The organism is Hymenobacter glacieicola (genome assembly GCF_014640315.1).
GTDB lineage: Bacteria > Bacteroidota > Bacteroidia > Cytophagales > Hymenobacteraceae > Hymenobacter > Hymenobacter glacieicola.
This window is the reverse complement of record NZ_BMGS01000006.1, coordinates 258,872-275,644: the sequence shown is the minus strand read 5'-3', so window position 1 is coordinate 275,644 and position 16,773 is coordinate 258,872. Positions and strand designations below refer to the sequence as shown.

The window sequence follows — 16,773 nt, the reverse complement described above, 5'->3', positions numbered from 1 at the left end:
ACAATTCCCTCTGACATCTCCACCTCAAGTATATGATTGACATCTCTCACTACGAAGCCTGGTTTATCACCGGCAGCCAGCACCTCTACGGCCCCGAAACCCTGGAGCAGGTAGCCCGGCACTCCCAGCAGATTGCCGAAGCCCTGGGCACCGCCCTGCCCATCAAAATCGTGTACAAGCCGGTGCTGACGGGCCCCGATGAGATTTTTCAGCTGGTGCAGGAGGCCAACACCACCCAGAACTGCGTGGGCCTGATTGCCTGGATGCACACCTTCTCGCCAGCCAAAATGTGGATCAACGGCCTGAAGATTCTGCAGAAGCCCCTGGCCCACCTGCACACCCAGTTCAACCGCGACATTCCCTGGCAGGACATTGACATGGACTTCATGAACACCAACCAATCGGCGCACGGCGACCGGGAGTTTGGTTTCATCGGGGCTCGCTTAAAGCTGAAGCGCAAAGTGGTAGTCGGCCACTGGCAGAGCCCGGACGTGCACGAGCGCCTGAGCATCTGGGCCCGCGCGGCCTGCGCCTGGGCCGACTGGCAGGGCGCCCGCATCGTGCGCTTCGGCGACAACATGCGCTACGTGGCCGTAACTGAGGGCGACAAGGTAGAGGCCGAGCTGAAGTTTGGCTACTCGGTGAACACCTACGGCATCGGCGACCTGGTAGCGGTTATCAACCAGGTCACCGACGAGCAGGTAAACCAGTTGCTGGCTACCTACGAGCAGGAATACGAGTTGGGGGAAAGCCTGCGCGAAGGCGGCGAGCAGCGCGAGAGTCTGCGCGAAGCGGCCCGGATTGAAGTGGGCATGCGCCAGTTCCTGCAGGACACCAAGGCCATCGGCTTCACCGACACCTTCGAGGATTTGCACGGCATGGCCCAGCTGCCCGGCATTGCTACCCAGCGCCTGATGGCCGAGGGCTACGGCTTCGGCGGCGAAGGCGACTGGAAAACCTCGGCCCTGGTGCGGGCCATGAAGGTGATGGGCGCCGGCCTGCCCGGGGGCAACTCCTTTATGGAAGACTATACCTACCACTTCCAGCCCGGCAACGAGCAGGTGCTCGGCTCCCACATGCTGGAAATTTGCCCCACTATTGCCGAAGGCAAAGCCAAAGTAGAGGTGCATCCGCTGGGCATTGGCGGCAAGGCCGATCCGGCCCGTCTGGTGTTCAACTGCCCCGCCGGCCCGGCCCTGAATGCGACCATCGTGGATTTGGGCCACCGTTTCCGGTTGGTAGTAAACGAGGTGGAAGCCGTGGCGCCGGAGCAGGACTTGCCCAAGCTGCCCGTGGCCCGTGTACTCTGGAAAGTAAAGCCCAGCCTGAGTGTAGGCGCAGCCGCTTGGATTTACGCCGGCGGTGCCCACCACACCGGCTACAGCCAGAACCTCACGGCCGAGTACCTCGAAGACTTCGCCGAAATGGCCGGCATTGAGTACGTCATCATCGACGAGGAAACCAAGCTGCGCACCTTCAAAAACGAGTTGCGCTACAATGACGTGGCCTTCAGCCAGCGGTAACCACGTAGCTCGTCATGCTACCAAGTAGTAAATGAATGTCATTCCGAGCGCAGCTGAGAAATCTCGCGTGCAAGGGTAATCTGCTTACTCTTCCAACATCAGCACGCGAGATTCCTCGGCTGCGCTCGGAATGACGCGCTACGGAGCGCAGGAGCTGAACCATGCCCCTTCCCACCATTACACAAGCACGTACGGGCTTAGTACCTGTTCTGCATTCCCACCCCTTTCTCCATGCGTAATAACCTTACTACGCTTGACCTGCTCGTCTTCTTTGTGTACCTGATTGGGGTTTCGGCCTACGGGTTCTACATCTACAAAAGCAAGCAGAAAGCCGAGCAAAGCACCAAAGACTACTTCCTGGCCGAAGGCTCCCTAACCTGGTGGGCCATTGGGGCCTCCATGATTGCCTCCAACATTTCGGCCGAGCAGTTCATCGGCATGTCGGGCTCGGGCTTTAAAGTAGGGGTAGCGGTGGCGGCCTATGAGTGGGTGGCTGCCGTGGTGCTCATTATTGTGGCCGTGTTTTTTATGCCGGTCTATCTGAAGAACAAGATCTTCACGATGCCGCAGTTTCTGGAGCAGCGCTACAACTCCACCCTGAGCCTGATTATGAGCATCTTCTGGCTTTTTCTCTACGTGCTCGTTAACCTGACTTCCATTCTCTACCTCGGGGCCCTGGCCTTGAGCAACCTGATCGGGGGCGACAGTTTTCATGTCATCATTGTGCTGCTGGCCTTGTTCTCGCTGCTCATCTCCATTGGGGGCATGAAGGTAGTGGGCTACACCGACGTGATTCAGGTGGTGGTGCTGGTGGTAGGCGGCCTGGTGACCACCTACATTGCCCTGACGCTGGTCAGCAACCAGTTTAACCTGGGCGGCGGAGCCATTTCCGGCTTCACGGCCCTGATGGACCGGGCCCCCGACCACTTCCGCATGATCTTCGACAAGCCGACTCAGGCTACCCCGCAGGTGGAAATTGACAAGTACCTGGCCCTGCCCGGCATTGCCATGTACTTCGCGGGCCAGTGGATTGTGAACCTGAACTACTGGGGCTGCAACCAGTACATTACGCAGCGCGCCCTGGGCGCCGACCTGCACACGGCCCGCACCGGCATTCTGTTTGCCGGGATTCTGAAGCTGATGATGCCCGTGATTGTGATGCTGCCCGGCATTGCCGCCTACGTGCTCTACCAGAACGGCGGTTTGCAGGCCGAAATGTCTTCTACCGGCTCCTTTAACTCCGACAACGCTTACTCGGCCATCCTTACCTTCCTGCCCAACGGCCTGAAAGGCTTGAGTATGGCGGCCCTCACCGCGGCCATTGTGGCCTCCTTGGCCGGCAAGGTCAACTCCATTTCCACCATTTTCACCCTCGACATCTACAAGCGCTACCTGAACAAGGACGCTACGGAGAAAAAGCAAGTGTGGGTAGGCCGCCTGACCATTCTGGCGGCCGTGGTGCTGAGCGTGGCCATGACCTGGCAGGATTTGCTGGGCATTGGCGGCGAGGGTGGTTTCCAGTTTATTCAGAAGTACACGGGCTTTATCTCGCCTGGTATTCTGGCCGTGTTCCTGCTGGGCATGTTCTGGAAGCGTACCACGGCTACGGCTGGCATTGTGGGCATTCTGGCCGGTTTTGCGTTGTCGGTGTTCTTTAACAACTACGCCCCCACGGTGCTGGGCCCGGAAACCATTCTGTATACGGCCTTCCCGAACGGGCGCGGGGCCTACGAAATTCCCTTCCTGATCTGCATGGGCCTTTCGTTTGCCTTCACCTTCGTGCTGATGGTAGGCGTGAGTTTGGCCGGCCCGGTAGTAAACCCGCGGGCCATTGAACTCAACCCCAGCATGTTCCGCGTGAGTACCCAAACCATGTCGCTCATCGTCATTACCATGCTCATGCTCACGGCGCTTTACGTCAAGTTCTGGTAGCGGCTACTAGGTAGCCTTTACCACGCGGCTTTTGCTAAGGGCCGCTAGTACCACCACAACGGGGGCGTGAATAGTGTGTTCATGCCCCCGTTGTGCTTTCTGCAAACTCGCTCTATGTTCTTCCAATCCAAATCCCACTACCATGAACACCACGTCTACTCTACTCCTGGCTCGCGTGCGGGCTGGTCGCCACCTTACTTGGCGGGCCCTGCGCGTGCTGGCCTTGCTGCTGGCCCTCACGGCCGGGCTTAGCTTCCGGGCCTCGGCCCTCCAAGGCAACGACAACTGCCACGACCCCTCCTCCATTGTGAAGGATGGCAATAAGTACTGGATTTTCACGACTGGCACGGGCATCTATGCCATGTACTCTACTGACCTGGTAAGCTGGCAGTCGGGGCCCCGGCCGGTGTTTGCGGCCAGCTCCTACCCTAGTTGGATTCAAAGCAAAGTGCCCGGCTTTACCGGCGACTTTTGGGCCCCAGAGTGCGTGTACCGCAACGGCAAGTTTTACTTGTACTACTCGGTTTCTACGTTCGGCTCCAACACCTCTACCATCGGGCTGGCCACCAACGTAACCCTGGACCCGGCTAACCCCAACTACCAATGGATAGACCAGGGCGAGGTTATTTCGACCACGAGTAGCAGCGCCTCCAACGCCATCGACCCGGCCGTGGTGACCGACGCCAGCGGCGGGTTGTGGATGAGTTACGGCTCGTTTTTCAAAGGCATTGGCCTGATTAAGCTTGATGGGGTGACCGGCAAACGCTCGGGCACCAGCTTCAGCTGGCTGGCTGGCAACGTAGCCGCCGACGGTGTAACGCGCAACAACAGCGGCAGCGAGGCGCCCTACATTGTGCGCAACGGCAGCTACTACTACCTGTTCATCAACAAAGGAGCCTGCTGCCAGGGCTCCAGCAGCACCTACTACATTCAGGTCGGCCGCTCCACCAGCATCACGGGGCCTTACCTGGATAAAAACGGGGTGGATCTGAACAAGAATGGCGGCACTACCCTCATTGCCACCAAGGGCAACTACGTGGGGCCGGGCCATGTGGGCTTGTTCCAGGAAAACGGCGCCAACTACCTCACCCACCACTACTACGACAGCAACCAGAACGGCCGCGCCCGCCTGAGCGTGGGCAACATGGGCTGGGATGCCGCCGCCTGGCCCTTCATCACCCGCGACTGGCTGGCGGCCGGCCGCTATACTCTTACCAACGCAAACAGCAGGCTGGTGTGGGATGCCTGGGGCTGCACCGGCGCGCAGGGTCAGGCCATTGCCCAGGGCACCAGCACCCCTGGCTTGGCCTGCCAGCAGTGGAACCTCACGCCCGACGGCAACGGGGAGTATAAAATCACCTCGGCCGTAGGGGCAGGCTTGGCCGCCGATGTTCTGAACAATGACCCTAACAACGGTGCCAAGCTCCAGCTGTATCCATACAGTGGGGCTGCCAATCAGCGCTTTAAGATGGAGCGGGCCAGCACCGGCCAATATGTGCTGTCGTCGGTGAACGGAGGACGCGCTGTGGAAGTGCCGGCCTGCTCCAGCACCGCCGGCGTGCAGCTGGCCCTCTATGACTACCTCGGCAACAACTGTCAGAAATGGGCCATTGCCCCGGCCACCAGTGCCCGGGTGTTGGCAATCCAAAATACCAACACCACCCCGTTCAGCGTGTACCCCAACCCCGCCGAACGGGGCCGCTTCACAGTGGCGCTCGGGCAGGAGTTGGCTGGTTCTGACGTTACCATCACGCTTGCCGACGTGCACGGCCGTCAGGTGTACGCCCGCACCAGCACCGGCCAGCCATCGGTGGTAATGGAGCCCAACCTACAGGCCGGGCTCTACCTACTGCACGTGAGTGGGGGGCAAGGCACCTATACTCAGAAAATAGTTGTGCAATAAACAGCGGCCCCTCGGCTTTCCCAGGAAAAGAGCTGGGGGCCCGCTGGCAAACTCAACCCCTGATGAGAGTACGCACCCTGACGCAGCTTACAGCCGGTTTTTTGTTAACCAGCGCAATTGCCGCTACCCCCGCGGCAGCGCAGAAGGCTGCCGCCAAAACCGACTTCCACCAGTGGGCCCCTACCCCGCCCATGGGCTGGAACAGCTGGGACTGCTACGGCCCCACGGTTACGGAAGCGGAGGTAAAAGCCAACGCCGACTACATGGCCGCGAACCTGAAAAGCAGCGGCTGGGAGTACGTGGTAGTGGATATTCGCTGGTACGTGGGCAACGACACGGCCCACGGCTACAATGAGAAGAACCCCGACTGGAACCTCGATGCGTACGGCCGCTTTGTGCCCGCCCCAAATCGGTTTCCTTCGGCGGCGGGCGGCAAAGGCTTCAAGCCCCTGGCCGACTACCTGCACGCTAAAGGGCTGAAGTTCGGCATCCATATTATGCGCGGCGTGCCGGTGGTAGCGGTGCAGCGCAAGTTGCCCATCCTCGGCAGCAAGGCTACCGCCGCCGACATTTATTCCAAGGAAGGCCAAGCTGGCTGGCTACGTGACATGTACACAGTGGTGGCCGGCCAGCCGGGCGCGCAGGAGTACTATAACTCGTTGTTTCAGCTTTACGCCAGTTGGGGCGTTGATTTTGTGAAGGTTGATGACCTGTCCTCGCCCTACCACAAGCCGGAGGTCGAGATGATTCGGCGGGCCATTGACCGCTCGGGCCGCAAAATCGTGCTGAGCACCTCGCCCGGCGAAACGCCGATTGCCGAGGCCAAGCACGTAGCCGCCCACGCTAATATGTGGCGCACCGTCGGCGACTTCTGGGACTCCTGGGAGCAGCTGAAAGAGCACTTTGAGGTGTGTAACCGCTGGTCGCCCCACATTCAGCCCGGTGCCTACCCCGACGCCGACATGCTACCCCTGGGCCGCATCGGCATCCGGGCCGAGCGGGGCGACGACCGGATGTCGCGCTTCACCCCTGATGAGCAGTACACCTTGATGAGCCTGTGGAGCATCTTCCGTTCCCCGCTTATGTTTGGTGGCGACTTGCCTAGCAACGACGCTTTCACCTTGTCCTTGCTCACCAACAAGGAGGTGCTGGCCATGCACAGCTCCAGCATCAACAACCGCCAGTTGTTTCGCCAGGACAACCTGATTGCCTGGACCGCCGACGACCCCAAAACCGGCGACAAGTTTCTGGCCCTCTTCAATGCCCAGGACCAGGAGCTGGCTCCGGCCAGCGAAGCCGCCTGGGCCAGCGCCGTCATTACCCGCCAGACGCCCGGCCACAGCCAACCCGTGGACGTGGACATTACCGGCGCGCGCACGCTCTACCTAAACGTGCGCGACGGGGGCGACGACATTGCCTGGGACCATGCCGATTGGCTTAGCCCGGTGCTGAGCAATGGCAGCAAAACTGTTTCTCTGAGCAGTATGCCGTGGAAATCGGCTTCGGCGGGCTGGGGCAACGTTACGGCCAACAAGAGCGTGTCGGGCGCCGACTTGCTGGTGGCGGGGCGCAAGTACGAGCAGGGCATCGGCACCCACTCGAACTCCATGATTGCCTATGAGCTGCCCGCTGGCTTTACCCGCTTGCAGGCTACGGCCGGCCTCGATAACGCCGGCGCTGCCCAGAATACCGGCGGCACGGTGCAGTTTCTGGTCTTTACCCAAAACCCCTTCCGCCCCATGCCCGCCGACTCCGTGCGCATCCCGGTGGCCCTGACACAGCTTGGCCTGATGGGTCCGTGTACGGTACGGGACCTGTGGACGGGCAAGACTACCCGCGGTGTTTCGGGTGAATTTGCGCCCTACGTGCGCCGCCACGGGGCGAAGCTGTACCGAATTTCAGTCGCTAAGAAATAGAGCTAGTCGGCTAGTTCCCCTGCCCTTCCTTGCCAAGCAGGGGAACTAGCCGACTAGCTCTAGCTTTCTACCTCTACATCCCACCTTCCGTATGAAACGACTCCTTCCTTCCCTGGCCCTGCTCGGCCTGTGTAGCCTACCGGGAACTGCCCAATCGATAAAGAAGTCTGACTATCCTATTCAGGCGGTTTCTTTTACCAAGGTGAAGCTAGCCGATAACTTTTGGCTACCCCGCCTCAAGACCAACACGGAGGTAACTATTCCGGCCTCGTTTCAGCGCTGCGAGGCCACCAACCGGGTTAAGAACTTTGAAATGGCGGCGGCCAAGTCGGGCAAGTTTGCCACCATCTTTCCCTTCGACGACACGGACATCTACAAGACCATCGAAGGGGCCTCGTACTCGCTTAAGCTCTACCCCGACGAAAAGCTGGACGAGTACATGGACGCGCTGATTAAAAAGGTGGCCGCCGCCCAGGAGCCCGATGGCTACCTCTACACGGCCCGCACCATTGATCCGGCCCACCCCCACGAGTGGGCCGGGCCGGAGCGCTGGGTGAAAGAGCGGGAGCTGAGCCACGAGCTGTACAACTCGGGCCACTTGTACGAGGCAGCCGTGGCGCACTACGAGGCCACCGGCAAGAAAACCCTGCTCAGCATTGCCCTCAAGAATGCCGACCTGGTGTGCTCCGTGTTCGGGCCGGGCAAGCGGGGCGTGGCGCCCGGCCACGAGATTGTGGAAATGGGCCTAGTGAAGCTCTACCGCGTCACGGGCAAGCCCGAGTACCTGAGCTCGGCCAAGTTTTTTCTGGAGGAGCGGGGCAAGTACCAAGGCTACGACCCGAAGAGCCCCGATGCGTGGAAAAATGGCTCCTACTGGCAGGACCATAAGCCCGTAGTGGACCAGAAGGAAGCCGTGGGCCACGCCGTGCGGGCCGAATACCTGTACTCGGCCATGGCCGACGTGGCCGCCCTCACCGGCGACCAGAGAATACTGGCCGCCGTGGACAGCATCTGGCTGAACATGGTCAGCAAGAAGCTCTACGTGACGGGCGGCACCGGCGCCGTGCCGGGCGGGGAGCGGTTTGGGGGCAACTACGAGCTGCCCAACACCACGGCCTACAACGAAACCTGCGCCGCCGTGGCCAACGTGTACTGGAACCAGCGCATGTTCCAGCTCCACGGCGACTCAAAGTACGTGGACGTGCTGGAGAAAGTGCTGTATAACGGGCTGATTTCCGGGGTCGGGCTGGACGGTAAATCCTTCTTCTACTCCAATGCCATGCAGATCAAGAACAGCACGAGCTTTCCGCAGACCGAGCCCCAGCGCGCCGGCTGGTTTGACTGCTCCTGCTGCCCTACCAACATGGCCCGCTTGATGCCTTCCTTGCCCGGCTACGTGTACGCCCAGAAAGGCCAGGACGTGTACGCCAACCTATTTATCAGCGGCACTACCGACCTGAAAGTGGGCACCAAGGCCGTGCGCATCACCCAGCAACACAACTACCCCTGGCAGGGCGACCTGAAGTTCACCATCAGCCCCGCCGCTACAACGGATTTCAACCTGTTGGTGCGCTTGCCCGGCTGGGCCCAGGGCGAGGCCGTGCCCTCCGATTTGTACCGCTTTGCTACTCCCTCGACAGAGAAAATCAGCATCACGGTGAACGGCAAGCCCGTGCCGTACACCACCCGCCAAGGCTACGCCGTACTCCCGCGCCAGTGGCGCCGCGGCGACGTAGTGGAAGTGAAATTGCCCCTGGAAGTGCGCCAGGTGGTAGCCAACCCCAAGGTGCAGGACAACCTGGGCCGGGTGGCCCTGCAGCGCGGCCCCGTGGTGTACTGCGCCGAATGGAGGGACAACAACGGCAAAACCAGCAACCTCATCGTGCCGGCCGCTACCCGCTTTACCACCAGCTACCAGCCCCAGGTCCTCAATGGCATTATGCAACTCCAGGCCACTGTGCCCGCCGTGCAGGTGGATGCCGCCAACCACTCCATCAGCACCACCCGCCAGACCCTGACGGCCATTCCGTACTACGCCTGGGCCAACCGCGGGAAAGGCGAAATGGTCGTCTGGTTTCCCCAGCAGCTCACCGACGTAGACCTGATTTCGCGCCAGCCGAAAGAGGTAACGGTGGGTAAGTAGTCGTTCATTGTCATTCCGCGCGGAGCGAGGAATCTGGGTCAGCCTCCAGAAAGTAACCCAGATTCCTCGCGCCGCTCGGAATGACAACAACCGAAATACCGCAGGCTCGCAACAAAAAGGGGGGGTAGGAACACGTTGTTCCTACCCCCCTTTTTGCTGGACGATAGGCTACGGCTGCCCCCTTGGCATCCCCTGCAACCGGTTCTGCGTTACCCTGTCGGTTCCCTACCCTCTGTTTCGCCATGAACCCTCCCCCGCCCTGCCACTGGATGCAGCAGAACGCGCTGCTGCAAAGCTTCCACGACCACGAGTGGGGCGAACCGGTTTCTGACCCCGACATTCTGTTCGAGTACCTGGTGCTCCACACCTTCCAGCTGGGCTTCGACTTTCCGGTGGTGCTACGGCGGCGCGAGGCGTTCCGGGAGCTGCTGGCCGGCTTCGACCCGGAGCGGCTAGCTCGGTTTGGAGAAGAAGAAGTGGAAGAATTGCTGCTCAACCCGCGCATCATCCGCAACCGGCGCAAGCTGGAGGCTACCATCCAGAACGCCCGGGCCTGGTTGCAGCTCCGCCAAGAGGTGGGCGGCCCGGACCAGCTCCTGCCCTTCTTCTACGCCTTTGTGGGCGGCCGGCCGCTCGATGCTCAGCGCAGCCCCGACAACCCGCCGCCGGCTTCTACGCCGGCCAGCCTGGCCCTGAGTCAGGACCTGAAACGGCGCGGATTCGTGATGACCGGGCCGGTGGCGTGTTACAACCTTATGCAAACCGCCGGCCTTGTCAACGACCACCTTACTACCTGCCCCCGCCACGCCGAATGCCGGCAGCTAGCCGCGGGGTAGCGGCCTTGACCACAGCCCCGTAAGTTCCGGTAGCTGTTCTGCTTGCTTGCTCTAGGATAGGTGGGCAGCTTGATAACACGGTTCTGTTTGCTTAACCAGGACAGTCTTTTTTCGGGGATTTTTAGGATGAATTTCTTGAAACGCTGCTTAACTTAAGTCCAGAACCCCGGTTACTGACGCAGCCCTGCGGCAACTGCGGCCGCCAAGCTGCGTCCTTACTCGCGTCCGGGCTCTTTTCCCTGACCTTTTTTCCAGAGCTATGAACCCTGAACACGATACGCCCGGTAGCGCCCACGACGAGGCCCGCCGGAGCTTCCTGAAACAATCGTCGCTGCTGACGGCCATGGCCCTGGTGCCGGGGCCGCTGGTGCAGGCCGCCTCTGCCGAGCTGGACGAAAAAGTAGCCGCCGTCTTCGAGAAGATTCCGCTCAAGCTGGAAGTTAACGGCATTAAGCACAAGCTTTCCGTGGAGCCGCGCACCACGCTGCTGGATTTACTGCGCGAAAACCTGAACCTCACGGGCACCAAAAAAGGCTGCGACTACGGGCAGTGCGGGGCCTGCACCGTGCACGTGGATGGGCAGCGGGTAAACTCCTGCCTGAGCTTTGCCGTGATGCACGAGGGCAAGAAAATTACGACCATCGAGGGCCTGGCCGATGGCGACAAGCTCCACCCCATGCAGGAAGCCTTCATCAAGCACGACGGCTTCCAGTGCGGCTATTGCACCCCCGGCCAGATTATGTCGGCCGTGGCCTGCATCCGGGAAGGCAAGGCCGACTCGGAGGGCGAAATCCGGGAGTACATGAGCGGCAACATCTGCCGCTGCGGGGCTTACTCCAACATTGTGGCCGCCATTCAGGAGGTCAAAGGCGGCGGACAAAAAGTATAACGACTCGGTATGAATCAGTTCCAATACGTCCGCCCCACCAAGCAGCAGGCCGCCATTGAGGCGGTGGCCAAGGATGCTACGGCTACCTTCATTGCCGGCGGCACCAACCTCGTTGACTTGATGAAGCGCGGGGTGATGACGCCCCAAAAGCTGGTCGACATCAACCGCCTGCCCCTGACCCGCATCGACGCCGACCCCGGCAAGCTGCGCATCGGGGCCCTGGCCCTGAACTCGACGGTAGCCGACGACAAGCAGGTGCGCGCTCGCCAACCGCTCCTGGCCCTGGCCCTGAACGCCGGCGCCTCGGCCCAGCTGCGCAACATGGCCACTGTGGGCGGCAACATGCTCCAGCGCACCCGTTGCTCCTACTTCTACGACACAACCATGCCCTGCAACAAGCGGGAGCCGGGCACGGGCTGCGGGGCTCTGGAGGGCATCAACCGCATGCACGCCATCTTCGGCTTTTCCGATAAGTGCATTGCCGTGCACCCCTCCGACATGAGCGTGGCCCTGGTGGCCCTCGACGCCACGGTGCAGGTGAGCGGCCCCAAAGGCAACCGCAGCATCCCGTTCGCCGAGCTGCACCGCCTCCCCGGCGACATGCCCCAGAAGGATACTACCCTGGAGCCCGGCGAGCTAATTACCGCCGTGGATGTTCCGGATGGCCCCTTCACCAAACATGTGCACTACCAGAAAGTGCGCGAGCGGGCCTCCTACGCCTTCGCCCTGCTTTCGGTAGCGGCGGCTCTGGACTTGGACAGCAACAACATCATCAAAGCGGCCCGCCTGGCCATGGGCGGGGTGGCCCACAAGCCCTGGCGCCTCACGGCCGCCGAGCAGGCTTTGGTGGGCAAGCCCGCCACCGAGGAAACCTTCCGGCAGGCAGCTACCGTGGCGATGCAGGGCGCCAAAGCTTTCAAGCACAACGCCTACAAGCTCCAGCTGGGCCCCAATACCATTATTCAGGCGTTGAAAACCGCCGCTAGCGCCGCCTAACGCCCAGAACTCATGAACGAACAACCCAAGCCGAAAAAGCAGATCGGGGCGCCGATGAACCGGGTGGATGCCCGCCAGAAAGTGACGGGCGCAGCTACCTACTCAGCCGAGTACCAACTGCCCAACATGACCTACGCCGTGCTGGTGGGGAGCACCGTGACCAAAGGCCGCCTTACCGGCATCGACACCAAGGCCGCCGAGCGCGCGCCGGGTGTGCTGGCCGTCATTACCCACCTGAACGCGCCGAAGCCGCCAAGCCCCAAGCCCGAGGGCAAAGACCCCTCGCAGCCGCAGACCCAGGGCAACCCCCTGCAGGTGTTTAACGACGACAAGATCCGCTTCAACGACCAGCCCATTGCCGTGGTGGTGGCCGACTCCTGGGAGCGGGCCCGCTACGCCGCCGGGCTCGTGCAGGCACAGTACGCCAAAGAAGCGCACCAAACCAACTTGGAGGCCAACGCCGACAAAGCCTTCCTACCCACCGCGGCCAAGAAGAACCCCAAGCACCCGATGAACGACTACCAGCGGGGCCAGGTGGACGCCTACAAAACGGGCGCGGTGAAGCTGGAAAGTGAGTACGTGATTCCCACCGAAGTGCACCACCCTATGGAGCTGCAAGCCATTACGGCGCACTGGGAAGCACCCGACCGGCTCACGCTCTACGACAAAACCCAGGGCACCCTGGCTACCCGCCGCGACTTTGCCAAGCAATGGAACCTGCCCGAGGAAAACGTAAAAGTCATTGCCACCTACGTGGGGGGCGCTTTCGGCAACGCCCTGCACAGCTGGCCCCACGAGTCGGCAGCTATTCTGGCGGCCAAGGTGGTGAACCGGCCCGTGAAATTGATGCTAACCCGGGAGCAGATGTTCACGATGGTAGGCTACCGGCCCTACACCTGGCAGAAGCTGGGCATGAGCGCCACACCTGATGGCAAGATTACCGGCATCACCCACGAGTCCATCGGCCAAACTTCTACCTACGAGGAGTTTACCGAAGCCACTCTGGCCCAGACGCGCATGATGTACCAGTCGCCGAACGTGACTACGCGCTACCGCCTGGCGGCCTTGGATATCGGCTCGCCCATCTGGATGCGCGGCCCTGGCGAGGCGACCGGCGCGTTTGCCCTGGAGTCGGCCATGGATGAAATGGCTTACTTGCTAAACCTGGATCCGCTGGAGTTCCGCCTACGCAACTACACCGACGAGGACCCGGAAAAGAACAAGCCTTGGAGCACCAAGTTTCTGAAGGAGTGCTATAAGCTCGGCGCCGACCGTATTGGCTGGAGCAAGCGCCAGCTCAAGCCCGGCTCCCTGCGTGACGGGGACTGGCTGATTGGCTACGGCATGGGGGTAGGAACCTTCGGGGCGCACCGCGGCGCGGCCACGGTCGGCGCCCAGCTGCTGCCCAACGGCACCGTGTTGCTCCAATGCGCCACCACCGACATCGGCCCCGGTACCGGCACCGCTATGACCCAGATTGCTGCCGATACGTTGGGCATTTCACCCGATAAAATCAAGTTTGAGTTGGGCAACTCGTCCTTCCCCAAAGCGGTTACCCAGGGTGGTTCCTCCACGGTGAACAGCGTGGGCCCAGCTACCCAGGAAGCCTGCTTGGCCCTGAAAGACAAGCTGCGCACCCTGGCTGGAGCTGCTTTCAGCACTGCCAAAGCAGAAGATATTACGTTCGAAGGCGGCCAAACGGTGATGCGCAATGATGCCAATGGCAAGCTGCCCTTGCAGATTGGTCTCCGCAACAACCCTAGCGTTAAAGTATCCTACAGCGACATTCTACGGCAAAATGGACAGCAAAACGTATCGGCAACCGTAGAAGCCAAGCCCGGCGGGGAAGGTCAGAAATACTCCATGTACTCGTTTTCGGTGCACTTTGCGGAGGTGCGGGTGCACCAGCTCACCGGCGAAGTGCGGGTGAGCAAGCTGGTTTCCTGCGCCGATGCCGGTACCATTGTAAACGAGAAAACCGCTGGCAACCAGATGAAAGGCGGCGCCGTGGGCGGCATTGGCATGGCCCTGATGGAGCACGCCCGCATCGACGACCGGTTTGGTCGCTACGTCACCAAGGACTTCGCCGACTACCACGTACCCGTGCACGCCGATTCGCCCGCCGTGGAGGTAGCCTTCGTCAATCAGCCCGACCCGCACGTGAATGCCCTGGGCACGAAAGGCATCGGCGAAATTGCCATTATCGGTGTGGCGCCGGCCATTGCTAACGCCGTGTTCAACGCCACCGGCAAGCGGATTCGGGAGTTGCCGATTACCCCGGACAAGTTGATTTAAGTTGCAGCAAGCGGCCTTTTTAAAAAAGGCCGCTTGTTTTTTGTAGTAGCCCGGGCGGCAGGTTGCGGGGCAGTTCACGAGAAATATTGCGGCTTATGACGGCCAGGAAGGATGAGCTAGGGGCCGGCTAAAACTTAGCAAGTTGAAAAACAGGTTAACGAACTGCTGGCAATAATCGTAAGGGGTAGCTGATCAACCTTAGCTACTACCTGTATGAACCAACCGCAAACAAACTCCGCAGCCGGCTCCGATACGAATTCGAATGGCTCCCTGCTGGACCAGGCCCAGCAACTCATTGGCAAAGACAACCTGGGCGGCCTGCTCAACCAGTTGGGCCCTTCCCTGAAAAAAGCCGGCTCCAGCATTGGCAAGCTCAGCACTACCCAAAAAGTAGTGGGTGGCGCTTTGATTCTAATTGGTGCCGCTGTTCTGACCAACCGCAGCAAGAAAGGTGCTTCCAGCGAGGCCGACGAAGCCAGCACCCTGCGCGAATTGCTCTACTTCGTGAACGACCGGATTGAGGGCTACCAGCGCGCAGTGGACGAAAGCCAGGATGCCCAGCAGCGTGGCTACTACAAGCAGCTCGTAAGCCAGAGCCAGCGCTTTGCCAACCAACTGAACGACCACCTGCGCGAACTAGGTGGTGGCCGCGAAACCAGCACCACCCTCAAGGGTAAGCTCTATCGCCGCTGGATGGATGCCAAAGCCGCCCTCACCGGCGCCGATGAAAAAGCCATTCTCGGGGCTAACATTTACGGCGAAGAGTGGGCACTGAAAGCCTACGAAGATGCTTTGAGCAGCCAGACCCTGACCGGCTCCCTGCGCCAGGACGTAGAGCGCCAGTACGCTCAGTCGCAGAAAACGTACGAGGAACTGAAGAAGCGCCAGGCTCAACAGTAGAGCACCACTTCCCCACAGTGAGCCCCTTGATGCATGGTACTAGTTGCCATTCATCAAGGGGCTTTTGCGTGCCCGAAATAGCAAGTCAAGAGCAATACCCTAGTTACTACACGCAGCACACTTTGTCTATGTCAACCTAATGAGTAAGCGTACACTCACCCCTCGGATTCCAACTCAAAGTAGCCCAAGGACAGCCGATGCGTTAATAAAAAGCGAATCAGCGGGTTAACATTACAGGTGTGCCGTAAGTGTAGGCTCGTGTGCAAACAAATAGCGCTACAGGCTACCACGAGAGCATAAGTGACGCTTGCGTGTGCACTAAGTGTATAGGCCGTGTGCCTTACTTCTTTATTCGCCTCCGTTGGGGGTTAATAATGCTTGGATTCTCGGCAGAAGGAATAATACATTGGCGGTAGCTAGGCATGCAGAACCCCAGTAGGATGGCATTTTTCACCTAATATTCGGGCTTCTTGTTCTGCCACGTTCTTCGTTTCGCGCCTCCTTATTCCTTTCTTCTATGAGTACATCCCGCCGTGCTTTTGTCAAGTCTGCCGGCCTGCTTTCGGCAGGTGCTTTCCTGGCTCCTTCCCTGCTGACTGCGGCCAGCTCTGCCCCCAAATCCTACATCGGCCTGCAGCTCTACACTGTCCGCGACGCCATGCAGAAAGACCCGGCCGGTACACTGGCCCAGGTGGCGCAGCTGGGCTACACCTCCGTGGAGGGTGCTACCTACACGGGCAGCCAGAACTTCTACGGCATGACGCCGGCCACCTTTGCCAAGCAGCTCAAGCAAGCGGGCCTGATTATGCCCAGCAGCCACTACCGCCTCGGCGAGGAGCAGTACCAGAACCAGCCCGTACAAGGCACCATGCTTTACGGCTGGGATAAAGCCGTGGACGACGCGGCCCAGGCCGGGGTGAAGTACATGGTGTGCGCCTACCTCTCGGAGGCGGAACGCGGCAACCTCGACCACTACAAGCTGCTGGCTGACCGCCTGAACAAGGCCGGGGAACGGTGCAAGAAGGCCGGCCTTCAGATGTGCTACCACAACCACGACTTCGAGTTTATGGCCCTGGAAGGCCAGGTGCCCTACGACGTGCTGCTGCGCGCTACCGACAAGGATTTGGTGAAGATGGAGCTGGACCTGTACTGGGCCACCAAAGCCGGCAAAGACCCCGTGGCCCTGTTTCAGCAGCACCCCGGCCGCTTCCCGCTCTGGCACGTGAAGGACATGGACAAGACGCCCAAGCGCGACTTCACGGAGGTAGGCAGCGGGGTTATTGACTTCAAGCGCATCTTCGCCCAGGCCGGCAAATCGGGCATGAAGTACTTCTTCGTGGAGCAGGACCAAACGCCCGGCTCTCCCTTCGACAGCATCAAGAAAAGCATCAGCCACATCAAGCGCACCTTGGTGTAAGGTGGGTGCTGGGTGCTCGTTGT

The 16,773-nt window shown here is 60.5% G+C and carries 11 protein-coding genes; all 11 read left to right on the top strand.

The window, feature by feature from the left end:
• The first annotated feature begins 32 nt into the window (after window positions 1-32).
• The 11 genes from araA (at window position 33) to IEW18_RS13155 (ending at window position 16,750) form a co-directional block, all read left to right on the top strand.
• Window positions 33-1,523, top strand: a complete 1,491-nt coding sequence (araA, locus tag IEW18_RS13205) for an L-arabinose isomerase (protein WP_188558331.1) — start codon at window positions 33-35, stop codon at window positions 1,521-1,523.
• A 231-nt stretch (window positions 1,524-1,754) separates the two neighbouring features.
• On the top strand, window positions 1,755-3,455 hold the full coding sequence (locus IEW18_RS13200; RefSeq protein WP_188558330.1) for a sodium:solute symporter family transporter: 1,701 nt from the start codon (window positions 1,755-1,757) through the stop codon (window positions 3,453-3,455).
• A gap of 142 nt (window positions 3,456-3,597) precedes the next feature.
• Window positions 3,598-5,358 (top strand): family 43 glycosylhydrolase, encoded by a 1,761-nt coding sequence (locus IEW18_RS13195; RefSeq protein WP_188558329.1) that lies wholly within the window; start codon window positions 3,598-3,600, stop codon window positions 5,356-5,358.
• A gap of 62 nt (window positions 5,359-5,420) precedes the next feature.
• The gene (locus IEW18_RS13190; RefSeq protein ID WP_188558328.1) at window positions 5,421-7,274 is read left to right on the top strand and encodes an NPCBM/NEW2 domain-containing protein; all 1,854 of its coding nucleotides are present in this window, start codon (window positions 5,421-5,423) and stop codon (window positions 7,272-7,274) included.
• Window positions 7,275-7,365: 91 nt separating this feature from the next.
• On the top strand, window positions 7,366-9,417 hold the full coding sequence (locus tag IEW18_RS13185; protein WP_188558327.1) for a glycoside hydrolase family 127 protein: 2,052 nt from the start codon (window positions 7,366-7,368) through the stop codon (window positions 9,415-9,417).
• A 242-nt stretch (window positions 9,418-9,659) separates the two neighbouring features.
• On the top strand, window positions 9,660-10,253 hold the full coding sequence (locus IEW18_RS13180; RefSeq protein WP_229728731.1) for a DNA-3-methyladenine glycosylase I: 594 nt from the start codon (window positions 9,660-9,662) through the stop codon (window positions 10,251-10,253).
• Window positions 10,254-10,512: 259 nt separating this feature from the next.
• Window positions 10,513-11,142 (top strand): (2Fe-2S)-binding protein, encoded by a 630-nt coding sequence (locus IEW18_RS13175; protein WP_188558326.1) that lies wholly within the window; start codon window positions 10,513-10,515, stop codon window positions 11,140-11,142.
• Between the two features lie 9 nt (window positions 11,143-11,151).
• Window positions 11,152-12,138: an FAD binding domain-containing protein gene (locus IEW18_RS13170; RefSeq protein WP_188558325.1), complete on the top strand. Its 987-nt coding sequence runs from the start codon at window positions 11,152-11,154 to the stop codon at window positions 12,136-12,138.
• A gap of 12 nt (window positions 12,139-12,150) precedes the next feature.
• Complete coding sequence (locus IEW18_RS13165; RefSeq protein ID WP_188558324.1) at window positions 12,151-14,433, top strand: xanthine dehydrogenase family protein molybdopterin-binding subunit; 2,283 nt, start codon at window positions 12,151-12,153, stop codon at window positions 14,431-14,433.
• A gap of 213 nt (window positions 14,434-14,646) precedes the next feature.
• On the top strand, window positions 14,647-15,333 hold the full coding sequence (locus IEW18_RS13160) for a ferritin-like domain-containing protein (RefSeq protein WP_188558323.1): 687 nt from the start codon (window positions 14,647-14,649) through the stop codon (window positions 15,331-15,333).
• 517 nt (window positions 15,334-15,850) lie between these two features.
• Window positions 15,851-16,750: a sugar phosphate isomerase/epimerase family protein gene (locus IEW18_RS13155; RefSeq protein ID WP_188558322.1), complete on the top strand. Its 900-nt coding sequence runs from the start codon at window positions 15,851-15,853 to the stop codon at window positions 16,748-16,750.
• Window positions 16,751-16,773: the final 23 nt, after the last annotated feature.

What these genes read in the sequence shown, in the direction of transcription:
- araA (WP_188558331.1), top strand. Translation starts at nt 33, where the DNA reads ATGATTGACATCTCTCACTACGAAGCCTGGTTTATCACCGGCAGCCAG.
- IEW18_RS13200 (WP_188558330.1), top strand. Translation starts at nt 1,755, where the DNA reads ATGCGTAATAACCTTACTACGCTTGACCTGCTCGTCTTCTTTGTGTAC.
- IEW18_RS13195 (WP_188558329.1), top strand. Translation starts at nt 3,598, where the DNA reads ATGAACACCACGTCTACTCTACTCCTGGCTCGCGTGCGGGCTGGTCGC.
- IEW18_RS13190 (WP_188558328.1), top strand. Translation starts at nt 5,421, where the DNA reads ATGAGAGTACGCACCCTGACGCAGCTTACAGCCGGTTTTTTGTTAACC.
- IEW18_RS13185 (WP_188558327.1), top strand. Translation starts at nt 7,366, where the DNA reads ATGAAACGACTCCTTCCTTCCCTGGCCCTGCTCGGCCTGTGTAGCCTA.
- IEW18_RS13180 (WP_229728731.1), top strand. Translation starts at nt 9,660, where the DNA reads ATGAACCCTCCCCCGCCCTGCCACTGGATGCAGCAGAACGCGCTGCTG.
- IEW18_RS13175 (WP_188558326.1), top strand. Translation starts at nt 10,513, where the DNA reads ATGAACCCTGAACACGATACGCCCGGTAGCGCCCACGACGAGGCCCGC.
- IEW18_RS13170 (WP_188558325.1), top strand. Translation starts at nt 11,152, where the DNA reads ATGAATCAGTTCCAATACGTCCGCCCCACCAAGCAGCAGGCCGCCATT.
- IEW18_RS13165 (WP_188558324.1), top strand. Translation starts at nt 12,151, where the DNA reads ATGAACGAACAACCCAAGCCGAAAAAGCAGATCGGGGCGCCGATGAAC.
- IEW18_RS13160 (WP_188558323.1), top strand. Translation starts at nt 14,647, where the DNA reads ATGAACCAACCGCAAACAAACTCCGCAGCCGGCTCCGATACGAATTCG.
- IEW18_RS13155 (WP_188558322.1), top strand. Translation starts at nt 15,851, where the DNA reads ATGAGTACATCCCGCCGTGCTTTTGTCAAGTCTGCCGGCCTGCTTTCG.